Raw genomic sequence first — 10896 nt, 5'->3', positions numbered from 1 at the left:
TATATATTACAGTTGCTTAAAACCAATTATAAGTGGATCCAGCCAATGACAATATGTACCAGTAATTCGCCATTATTTCCAGGTTTAAAACGTCGTAGATTGAAGATTGATTTTTCAGGCGGTCACGTAAGCAGCGATGGCGGAGTTTTGCTTATACGTGAGATAGACCGTCGTCTTGGATTAACCGATCGTATTGCCGGTTCGATGCCTGATTTGCGTGACCAAAGTAAGGTTACCCATAGTATTCGTAGTATGCTTCGGCAACGGATTTATGGTATTGCGTAAGGTTATGAGGATGGGAACGATCACGCTACCCTTCGGCATGATATAGCGTTTCAAACGGCAGTTGATGAGAATAGTTTATTGGCAAGTCCACCAACGTTGAATCGTTTTGAGCACACAGCTAACCGTCAATTTGCCATAACGGCACATCGAGCCATAGTTGAAACCTTCATCGCTTCGTTTTCAACACCGCCCCAGGAGTTAATCCTTGATTTTGATGCCACCGATACGCTTGTACACGGCGATCAAGTGGGAAAGTATTTCCACGGTTAATATGGGAATCACTGCTTCCTACCGTTATATGTGTTTTGTGGAAAACAGCTCTTAGTCAGTTATTTGCGTCGCTCAAACATTGATGGAGCCAAGCACAGCTGGGCTATCTTATCCTTGTTGGTAAAGCAATTTGGCATTGCACGGAATAAAACATTGGAGGGAAAGCTAAGGCCAACGATGTGTGTTGCGGCAGAGGCTTACCGCAATAGCGGGCAAAAGCAGCGCATTTTTTTCCCTTTTACCTATCAAGCTGGTAGTTGGAGGCATTCAAGGAAAGTCATAGGCAAGGCTGAATACAACCGCGATCAACCGAATCCTCGCTTTATCGTCACCAGCCTCGAGGGTGATTCCAGGACGCTGTACGATGAAATCTATTGTGCACGAGGCGAAATGGAAAACCGTATCAAAGAGCAGCAATTGGATTTATTTGCAGGCCGTACCTCTTGCCATGAATGGTGGCCAAACCAGATGCGGCAGATTTTTTCTTCACTGGCTTATATTTTGCTTGAGCGTTTACGGGCAACCATTCTCAAAGGCACCCAAATGGCCAATGCTACTATGGAAACCATCCGCTTAAAACTTATTAAAATTGGTGCTGTGGTTACCAGGAATACCAGGCGTATCTACGTTCGTATGGCTTCCCATTACCCCCATCAACACCTTTTCCTCCTCATTGCAAAACGCCTGGCAACTGAATAAGCGAAAATGCCTGTGCTTCCCCCCGGCACTTGCAAATAATGGGGGTATGGGGGAAGTGTGTCCAAAATCTGGAAATCATACTAAAAAATAACTTTCGTTGACGTCTTAATAACAAAAAGCAAACACTCGACAGAATTAATCAGAAATGGACTGCTTCATGAAATATCCGGGCTAGCAATTCATCCTAGGATTGAAAATCCTTTATCAATGTTTCAATAAGAGTCAATAAAAAAACACTATATATATTATAATAATAAGCGCTTCGCTACTATTAAAATTATCTTTCGCCAATTTAGCCTATTAGATTATTTGCGGCATATTCCATCTGTTTTTTTTCACAAAATCCTAACACGGGATCATATAATTCAGGACGTATTTGAACAAATAATCCCCCCATTACCTCTTTTATCTCATTGTTTTTAATCAACTCTGCATGTACGGATCTAGGAATATTAACGCTAAATCGCTGTAACTCTCTCCATAGCCATCGTTCAGCTTTCATGCCGTTTAGTAATTGTTCAATACGGTGGGTACTTTTCCCATAACGCACGACTACGGGAAGATTAAAGCCATCGTCAATTAATGAAAATTCTTGAGCGATAGTACGGAATGGGAATGTAAGGGACGGGTTATTCTCCATTCGAGTTATGATATTGGCTTTATCTAATGAGGGTACTTGAGAATAGAAATATTCGAAGAAAGTGTGAAATGCATTGGGGCTTAGGGGGGCGTTATCATAAATACGTAGTGCATGTTCGGCAGCTTGGGCTGCCTTTTTGAGTATACCCTTAGGAGGATCTTGTGGCGCATGAAAGATTACTACTTTACCACCAGCATAACCCAATTTACCTTCGCGATTACAGCGACCTGCAGCCTGTGCAATTGAGTCAAGTCCAGCCATTGATCGATAAACAACTGGGAAATCAAAATCTACGCCAGCTTCTACGAGTTGAGTGCTTATGACTTTGATGGATTCATTATTGGATATTCGTATCTTGATATTGTTGATAACTTCTCTACGATGTTCAGCACACATCAAGGCGGAGAGATGGATAGTGCCTTCAGGCATTAAGTGATGCAAGTTACGGCAATCTTCACGTTTACTGACAATACAGAGAACTTGTTTATATTGTTGGAGTTCTTCAGCCAGCTCAGGCCACTCATATCGTTTATTAACATTAGGAAGTTGGATAGAAACACGTTGTAGTGTTTTATAGAAAAAATCGGGATTATCAATGATTTCTCTGACGTTTGTTAATCCTTTAAACTTTCTTTCGTAATCAGGCAAATTAAGATTTTCAAGAACGGGTTGCGTCGCCGTGGATAGAACAAAGGTGACGCTATAAATGTCTTTTAATTGGTTCATTATATCACAAATAGGATTTAAGAATTCTGCTGGAAGTAATTGAACTTCATCTAATATCACGATGCTGTTACAGATGTTATGGAGTTTGCGTACCCGGCTAGTGCGTGCCGCAAACAGCGATTCAAAGAATTGTACCGTTGTCGTAACGATAATCGGAGCATCCCAATTTTCTGTGGCTAGGCGTGATTTACTGTTTTGCTTTTCTTGCTCATATTCGTCATTAAAATTACTGTGATGTTCGACGATAATGTCACCCAGTGGTTCGCATACATCCCGGAATACTTGGGCTGTTTGTTCGGTTATGCTAGTATACGGGATAACGTAGATGATGCGTTCCTTTTTATGGTAATGAGCGTGTTCCAGTGCAAATCCAAGGCTGGCTAGGGTTTTTCCTCCACCTGTAGGAACCGTTAAAGAAAAATGTCCTGGGGGTAATACAGATTTCTGGCGGCACATCTTAAGAATAGTTGCTCTAGAACTATTAACTTGGGTATCGGCAAGATTTTTCTGTTTTAATTTTTCAGACATTAATCCCATGTAATTGTCGAAAGTGGTTTTAATGGCATTGAGGTTGGGATATTGATTGCGTTTTTTTGAGTTAACAGGTGTTAGAAAATTTTCTGTGTCCAGGAAGTCCGCATCTACAAGACATGAAAATAACATCCGTATCCAAAGTGAATGACTTGCATTTCTAGGCGCGTGACTCCTGGGAAGAGGTGCATTTAAAATAGTTTCATCGGGTTTGGCCTCCATTGTTTTTTGAATATGAATGTCTTTTTGAAGTCTGTTACTTAAGGCTCTGTTACCTGTTTCATCCGGATCCCAATCAGCCAAGCCTGCATGATGCCCCGCAATTATATAAGCAAGAATTCGTCCAGGAATATCACTCATTGAGACTTGTTTAAAACGCCTTAATGCGTGTAATGCGCCAGCAGTAGAATGATCTGGACCTCGCCTTTTGTTTTTGTCTTCATGCACTTCTAAATGTGCATTTTCACTATCCTCAGTGTCAATAGCGGAAACAGTTCGTATGTAATCTTGAAATTCTGCATTATATTTCCCCAAGTCATGCCATAATCCAGCAAGATAGCCCCAGTCACCACTGGAAAATTTATCAGCATTTTTCATTGTACGTCTTGCTACTTCTTTTAGGTGATCTTCAAGTAAACGGTCATTACCAGCAGTATCCCTATGCGAAATGACGCAATGTTGTTTCATTAAAATCCCCTCTTATTATAAATGCAAATTGCGACGCGAGATTATTAAAATAAATTAATATAGCGAATTCTTTTAATTTTCAATTCACAACTTAAATAAGTTGTGAATTGATTTAATTGAGATGTCAGATTCAAATCTTTGGCCAAGGAATTATTTCTGAATGTGGAGCTTGGTGACATAATGAGTTTATGCCGATCGATAGGCTCTGAGCTTTGCATAGTGGCCATTAATCCTAATGTTAAGGAAACTTATGCCAGAAATACCAGAATAGAACGACTATAAAAATTCATTCGCTGGATATCATAAATCCAAGGGTATGAATGTAAAAATGTATGTCAGCGTTTATCAGCATTGGCCTATTAGGCAGTCCTAACAACTTCAGCATCACCCTTTGAAACCCGGTGTTGCCATGATTCGGAAATCAGCGATAATTGTCGCTTCTTGTCGCTGAGCAATTCGGTCAACGATTGGTGCTTATCAGCGATGCGGTTGGGGGCTAGTCCACTGGTTGCATATTCACAGAGGAGCGTTAAGTTTGTGTGTTCCATTTTTAATAAATATTCATGGAACTCGTGGTCTACAAGCGATATATACGTTTTTTCATTATATAAATATTCGATGGCGGAATTGTGCATCGTCGTTGTTATTCCACATATTTGCTCTGCATTAACAAAGGCAAAAGGGTGTGTTATCCTTAAGTGGTTAAACAATAATCCAAGTTGCTCTTGCTTATTAAAAAATCCTGTTTCTAGTAAGCTGTTCTCAAAATGATTACAGAAACTTCGCGATAAGGCTATTTCACGCTCAGCGATGTCCCCCTTGGCCGTATCTCCGGTAAAATGCGGATAAGGCAATGTGTGCACTTGCTTGCAATAGGCATCATGAGCGATATTGATTTCATTGAGTAGCGTGGGGGGCAATGAACACGCTGTTAAGGCCATTGAAAGGTTAAGTTCAGTATCGTTCTCAAAATTTCTATCCAACATACCCGTAAATTCTGAAAAGCTTCCTTTCTTAGATTCTCTAACCGTTCGGTGAATAATATTATTGATAGAGACGTCACGTAATAATTTTCTTTGTTGAGAATCACTTTTAATTTTGGACTCTGCCGCAAGAGAACGTGGAGAAAGATAAAGGGACTTAAGGTTCCAATTTGGCTCGATTACAATGTGAGATGTATGCGAGCTATTGTGCATGTGCAGTCGGTGGTCGGGATATAAGGATGAAAGTATTTGTTGCTGTAGACATGTTATCAGTTCTTTTGAGAAAGCTTGCTGACTTTTTTCTTGTAAACGTATAAAGAGAGTGTCCAGGTTTATGATCGTTTCATTCCGTTGTTTAAAAATACGTCGAAACTCTACGGGTCCACGCTTGGTTTGATACGTGTAATAATCATAGGTATGGTCTATTGGTAATTTTTTCTCTTTTATTTTTTTAGAGTTTTCCCAATCAAAGGCGTCTGAGACGCAAATATATATTTCACTTTTTATAAATGATTTGATCAAATCGTTATAGTGCGCTATGTCTTTCATAAAAATACCGTCAATAATTTAAGTAATATTTGTTTTGATTACTATATATTATTTGTGTGACGATTTTGTGTTGGAATAGTATTATTTTTAAACTTATTTAAACGAGCATCGTTTTAGTGACTCCGTTGGCATAGAGGCTTCATTTTTTATGCAGGCAGCGGATGTCCTTTTAAAAAAATACAAAACAATAAATTGCTAATGGATGGTGTTAAAAATTGCGATACAAATGAGGTGTCCAGGAATCGTTCCTGGATGTCCTGCATAGCAGGACATTAGAGGTTGATGGCTATCCATAGCCTTTGCCTCTTTGCAGGGCTGGCATTAACACGCATGTAAGGAGATCTTATGTTGGAAATACCAGTTCATAAAAGAACCATCAAGGCTACTAAGAATAGCCTTGATGTTAAAAATCAGAGCATCGCCCATTTTTTTCCCAATCCCCGTATCGGGTAGGCTCTGGCCCCTTGGGGCCACCTATTTCTGTGGGTTTAGGGGCAGGGACCGTTTGATCCTGGGCAGGAGCTGGCGGTTGTTGGGATGGAGATGGCTGTTTCATCGGTGAAATGATTGTTTTCAGGTGGTGCAGATGGTATAATAACCTATTATTGGCCTTTGTTCCATCTCATTCACTCCTTATTTTAGGAAAGCATTATGAAAAGCCTTGTTAGAGTTTTTAATGATTTTGCCCCATTGGTTGGCTTTTTTATTGCTTATAAATTCTATGGGATGATGGCGGCTACCGGCGTGGTGCTGGTGTTAAGCATAATCGCGATGGGATTGTCATACTGGATTGAACGCAAAATACCGGTAATGGTCGTGGCTTCGACCCTTATTGTGTTGGTTCTTGGCGCTATCACATTGCTGAGTGGCGATACCAGTTTTATAAAAATGAAACCTACTATTTTGTACGGAAGTTTTGCGCTAGCATTAGGCATTGGCTTATTAAAAGGCAAGGGGTTGATTTCGTATATCCTCAGGCAAGCGGTTGAATTGCCGGATCAGGCATGGCTGATTTTATCCAAGCGTTGGATGGTCTTCTTTGCGCTCATGGCGATTGCCAATGAGTGTGTGTGGCGTACCATGTCGGAATCGGCATGGGTGCAATTTAAAGTGTTTGGACTTTTAGGATTGACATTTGCCTTTATGTTGAGCCAAATACCTTTTATCTATCGTCACCAGTTGCAACCGACTAAATAAGGTTCATTACCATGGCTTCTTATACCTACGTTAACGGCCGTTACCTTCCACATATCCATGCCACGACCCATATTGATGACCGTGGTTATTTGTTTGCCGATGGTGTGTATGAAGTCATAAAATTAGTGAAGGGCGTGTTGATTGACGGCGAACCGCATTTTAAGAGGTTGCTGCGATCGCAGACTGAACTTGATTTTGGCAATCCGATAGCTACCTCCATGTTGAATGTGATTATTGATGAATTATGCCGACGTAACCGTTGTTATACGGGCTATATTTATATTCAAATTACACGAGGTACGGCACCGCGACAGCATCATTATAAACGTGATATGCTGCCAAACGTCGTTGTAGAGCTGATGAAAATGCCTAAAACGCCAGAGAAATATTATACCGAAGGGGTGAAGGCTATAAGTTTTCCAGATCGTCGCTGGTCTCGCCGCGATATCAAAAGCATTTCATTGTTGCCTAATATTTTAGCTAAGCAGGCTGCTAAAGATGAAGGTGTGATGGAAGCCATTTTGGTCGATGAGAAAGGAATGGTTTCTGAAGGAAGTTCAACCAATATTTATATGGTAGAAGGTGATGGAACCATTGTGACCCATCCTGCTAATGAGCAAATATTAGGGGGAATTACACGTGAAACGGTTTTGTTGCTAGCACGCCATAAAGGGATGAAAGTTCGAGAAGTTCCCTTTTCGCTTGAAGCGGCTAAAGCCGCATCGGAAGTATTTTTAACCAGTACGGTTCTGGAAGTTTGTCCGATTGTTGAAATTGATGATACTGTTATTAAAGGCGGTAGCGTAGGGCCTGTGACAAAAGCTCTGAATGAGCTTTATCGCAAATATATTCTCTCGGCTTTGGAAGATGAGACACACGATGGAACTGAACATGCTGCGTAACAAACCAAAGGGGATACTTTTTGATTGGGATAATACACTGGCGGATACCTGGCCGATTATCCACGAATCTTTAGCCAAAACGTTTATCGCCATGGGAGAAACACCCTGGACACTGGAAGAAACCAAAATACGGGTCCATAAATCGCTGCGTGATTCGTTCCCTGAATTATTTGGCCACAGGTGGGAAGAAGCAAAAGACCTCTACATGAATAATTTTCGCCATTGCCATTTAGAAAAAATACGGCCTCTTCCTGGTGCTCATGAGATGCTGAAGGCAATCCATCATTTTCCAGAAGTTTATCTGGCTGTGGTGAGCAATAAAACGGGCGAATTCTTACGCAAAGAAGTGGAATTCTTAGGGTGGAAAGATTATTTCAAGAAAGTGGTTGGTGCGCTTGATGCCAAGCGTGATAAGCCTGCGCCTGATCCGGTTCATTTGTCCTTAGAAGGAAGTGGATTGGAGGTCGGCCCAGATATCTGGTTTATTGGTGATAGCCTGACGGATATGCAAACAGCATATGCCACGGGGTGCATTCCAATATTTTATGGTGATGGTGATCATACGGGTGATGAATATAAAGATGTTCCCCCCGCTGTGCATGTCCAACACCATCAGGATATTATTGAAGCGATCCGTCATTGGTAATGTTTCACGCGGTGTGAATGAAGCGTGCATATGAATTATTAGGTCTCAACCACGTGCAAGGTCATCCCGTGTGTTTGTTGAAGATCATGCACTCCTGCCTTCGTCAATGGGACACCCGAAACGAGGTTTTAGAGATCGATCAACTTTTTTGATCTGCAGATAAGTGGTTAAATCGGGTTATATCTTTCCCTGATCCTGGTAGCTTGAACGAGGCATGAAAGATGGTTCTTGAGAGCTCAGTAGCCGACGAAAACAAGAAAAAGGTTATCAGCATGCGTAAAATAGCTTTTCCAATGGATACATCGTCTCTATTACATTGGGGGTGCGCTATTGGCGGCGATAATTAAACGGATGACAGGGGTGATGAGTATGCTATCCTTTAAGGAAAAATAGGTGGAGTGTTGACGTTGAGACTGTTCATTATTATCTGTTTTGGTTTCATGTCATTTGCTTTCCCAGTAAAGGCCGCCAGCTATCGTCTGGATATTGGTTCGCAGATGGTGAACCTATTGGGAAAGCCGGTTAAGAAAATCACGGTTAACGGGGCGCTTCCTGGTCCTACATTGCATTTCACAGAAGGCGAAGCAGTAACCGTGATGGTTACGAATCATTTGGATGAAACAACGTCCATCCACTGGCATGGTTTTTTAATACCGGCGACGATGGACGGTGTTCCTGGAATGAATGGTTTTATGGGAATAAGCCCGGGTGAAACATTTACCTATCATTTTCACGTTCGTCAATCAGGTACTTATTGGTATCATGCGCATTCGTCAAGCCAGGAACAAGACGGGTTATATGGCTCTATCGTTATTACACCGAAAGGAAAAGACAAGATTCAATCGGATCGCGATTATGTTGTGCTTATTTCTGATTTTGCTGATGACGCCGGTACTAAGATATTAGGTAATCTTAAAATGGATTCTGGCTATTATAATTATGCAAAACGCACGCTTGGTGATTTTGTGAATGATGTAAGAAAAAGTGGTTTTTCATCCGCGTGGAAGACGACCATGAACTGGGGAGCAATGCGCATGTCTCCTACCGATTTATCGGATGTGAGCGGTTATATCTTTCTCATCAATGGCAAAACTCCACTTCAAAACTGGACAGGCGTTTTTACTCCTCACCAGCGAGTAAGACTACGTTTTATCAATGCGTCAGCGATGTCGATTTATGATGTACGGATTCCTGGATTGTCACTCTCGGTCGTGCAGGCTGATGGGCAGAATACTGAACCAGTGAAAGTAGACGAATTTCGTTTGGGCAATGCAGAAACCTATGATGTCATTGTGGAACCACAGGAAGCAAAGGCCTATACCATCGTTGCTGAACCGATAGATCGCACTGGTTTTGCCCTTGGTACATTGGCACCACAAGTTGGAATGCGCGGAGATCTCCCACCACAGCGACCACGTGCATTATTAACGATGGCTGATATGGGAATGATGTCAGATAGTCATGATGAGCATGCAGGCCATGCCATGTCGATGGACCATGATATGGCTGATATGCAAGGCATGGGTGCTACTTCTAGTAACGATATAAAAACAGGTTGGGCTGATGCTCATGCACCGTTAGGGCAGAGGATACTCGACTATAAAGATTTACGTTATTTGGGAGCACAGACGGATACACGTGCGCCAACACAGGAGATAACGGTGAGGCTTAATGGAAATATGCAACGATATGTGTGGACACTCAATGGTAAACCCCATGAAGAGTCAGAACCGATGATGCTTAGCTATGGTGAAAGGGTACGCCTTACATTCGTCAATGAGACAATGATGGCGCATCCGATGCATTTGCACGGTATGTTTATGCAGCTTGAAAATGGCCAATCAGCCGAAAAACTGCCGAATAAACATACGGTTATTATTCCGCCAGGGAAAACCTATTCGGTCTTGCTGTCGGCCAATGAACCTGGGGAATGGGCCTTTCATTGCCATTTACTCTATCATATGATGTCTGGAATGATGACCAGCATTAATGTCACGAAGGCAAATACAGATAACGTGGCTCCTAAGCCAGTCATTATCGAGGATAAAGGATACCATCATGTACACTAAATGGATGGCCTTGTTTTCTTGTTTATGGGGTACCATTCCTCTGGGTACTTTAGCCACGGACGGACATGGAATGCGTGGCGATCCTACCGTGTTTCATAGTTTCAGACTAGAAACGGATATTGGAGTTGGTCGTGAAGGAGCCAATATACGCTGGGAGTTCGATGGTTGGATCGGTGGTGATACACAAAAACTATGGTTTAAGAGCGAAGGCGAGGTGCTTGATGGAGAGACTCACCAAGGGGAATTTTGGGCCATGTATAGCCGAAACATTACGGATTTTTGGGATGCACAACTTGGTATTCGAGAAGATATTAAACCACATTCTACGCCGTATGCTATCGTTGGATTTGAGGGAATGGCTCCTTATTTCTTTGATACGGAAGCTCACTTGTTTATCAGCGATGAAGGCGATGTCAGTGTGCGTATACGAGCGGAAAAAGATTTTCTGATGACTCAAGCATTAATTTTAAAGCCTCATATAGAGATAAATATGTTTATGCAGGATGTAACAGACCAAAACGTTGGCGCTGGGGTGGCAGCGAGCGAATTTGGTTTGCAAACGCGTTATGAATTCACGCGCACATGTGCGCCTTACCTTGATGTACGCTATGAGCGTACATGGGGAGAAACAGCCTCTATCGCCAGAAGGGAGCATGAAAGCACAGATGATTTTATAACAAGCTTAGGTTTGCGTTTGATGTTCTAAAGTCTT

At 41.9% G+C, this 10896-nt stretch carries 8 protein-coding genes and 1 pseudogene; 6 read left to right on the top strand and 3 right to left on the bottom strand.

The window, feature by feature from the left end; all coding sequences use genetic code 11:
- The first annotated feature begins 45 nt into the window (after positions 1-45).
- Positions 46-1254: pseudogene (locus tag IPP74_02235) on the top strand (transposase).
- 292 nt (positions 1255-1546) lie between these two features.
- On the opposite strand, the gene cas3 reads toward IPP74_02235, so the two are convergent.
- From cas3 to IPP74_02220, 3 genes are all read right to left on the bottom strand, one after another.
- Positions 1547-3748: a CRISPR-associated helicase Cas3' gene (cas3, locus tag IPP74_02230; GenBank protein MBL0318113.1), complete on the bottom strand. Its 2202-nt coding sequence runs from the start codon at positions 3746-3748 to the stop codon at positions 1547-1549.
- A gap of 449 nt (positions 3749-4197) precedes the next feature.
- Entirely contained in the window at positions 4198-5370 is a 1173-nt protein-coding gene (locus tag IPP74_02225; GenBank protein MBL0318112.1) for a hypothetical protein, read from the bottom strand.
- Between the two features lie 403 nt (positions 5371-5773).
- On the bottom strand, positions 5774-5926 hold the full coding sequence (locus IPP74_02220; GenBank protein ID MBL0318111.1) for a DUF1674 domain-containing protein: 153 nt from the start codon (positions 5924-5926) through the stop codon (positions 5774-5776).
- A 95-nt stretch (positions 5927-6021) separates the two neighbouring features.
- Between IPP74_02220 and ispZ the strand changes: the two genes are divergently transcribed.
- From ispZ to IPP74_02195, 5 genes are all read left to right on the top strand, one after another.
- Positions 6022-6567 (top strand): septation protein IspZ, encoded by a 546-nt coding sequence (ispZ, locus tag IPP74_02215; protein ID MBL0318110.1) that lies wholly within the window; start codon positions 6022-6024, stop codon positions 6565-6567.
- Positions 6568-6578: 11 nt separating this feature from the next.
- A complete protein-coding gene (locus IPP74_02210; protein MBL0318109.1) occupies positions 6579-7469 on the top strand; it encodes a D-amino acid aminotransferase in 891 nt (296 codons plus the stop codon).
- A complete protein-coding gene (locus tag IPP74_02205) occupies positions 7459-8115 on the top strand; it encodes an HAD hydrolase-like protein (protein MBL0318108.1) in 657 nt (218 codons plus the stop codon). Before IPP74_02210 ends, IPP74_02205 begins: the two co-directional genes overlap by 11 nt.
- A 440-nt stretch (positions 8116-8555) precedes the next feature.
- Positions 8556-10184, top strand: coding sequence for a copper resistance system multicopper oxidase (locus tag IPP74_02200; GenBank protein ID MBL0318107.1), 1629 nt, complete (start codon positions 8556-8558; stop codon positions 10182-10184).
- Positions 10174-10890 carry a copper resistance protein B gene (locus IPP74_02195; GenBank protein ID MBL0318106.1) on the top strand — a complete coding sequence of 239 codons (717 nt, stop codon included), beginning with the start codon at positions 10174-10176 and terminating at the stop codon, positions 10888-10890. The genes IPP74_02200 and IPP74_02195 overlap by 11 nt, the downstream gene beginning before the upstream one ends.
- Positions 10891-10896: the final 6 nt, after the last annotated feature.

The sequence above is a fragment of the Alphaproteobacteria bacterium genome (genome assembly GCA_016722515.1).
Classification (GTDB): domain Bacteria; phylum Pseudomonadota; class Alphaproteobacteria; order Rickettsiales; family JADKJE01; genus JADKJE01.
This window is presented reverse-complemented; position numbering and strand designations above follow the sequence as displayed.

What these genes read in the sequence shown, in the direction of transcription:
- cas3 (MBL0318113.1), bottom strand. Translation starts at nt 3,748, where the DNA reads ATGAAAAATGCTGATAAATTTTCCAGTGGTGACTGGGGCTATCTTGCT.
- IPP74_02225 (MBL0318112.1), bottom strand. Translation starts at nt 5,370, where the DNA reads ATGAAAGACATAGCGCACTATAACGATTTGATCAAATCATTTATAAAA.
- IPP74_02220 (MBL0318111.1), bottom strand. Translation starts at nt 5,926, where the DNA reads ATGAAACAGCCATCTCCATCCCAACAACCGCCAGCTCCTGCCCAGGAT.
- ispZ (MBL0318110.1), top strand. Translation starts at nt 6,022, where the DNA reads ATGAAAAGCCTTGTTAGAGTTTTTAATGATTTTGCCCCATTGGTTGGC.
- IPP74_02210 (MBL0318109.1), top strand. Translation starts at nt 6,579, where the DNA reads ATGGCTTCTTATACCTACGTTAACGGCCGTTACCTTCCACATATCCAT.
- IPP74_02205 (MBL0318108.1), top strand. Translation starts at nt 7,459, where the DNA reads ATGCTGCGTAACAAACCAAAGGGGATACTTTTTGATTGGGATAATACA.
- IPP74_02200 (MBL0318107.1), top strand. Translation starts at nt 8,556, where the DNA reads ATGTCATTTGCTTTCCCAGTAAAGGCCGCCAGCTATCGTCTGGATATT.
- IPP74_02195 (MBL0318106.1), top strand. Translation starts at nt 10,174, where the DNA reads ATGTACACTAAATGGATGGCCTTGTTTTCTTGTTTATGGGGTACCATT.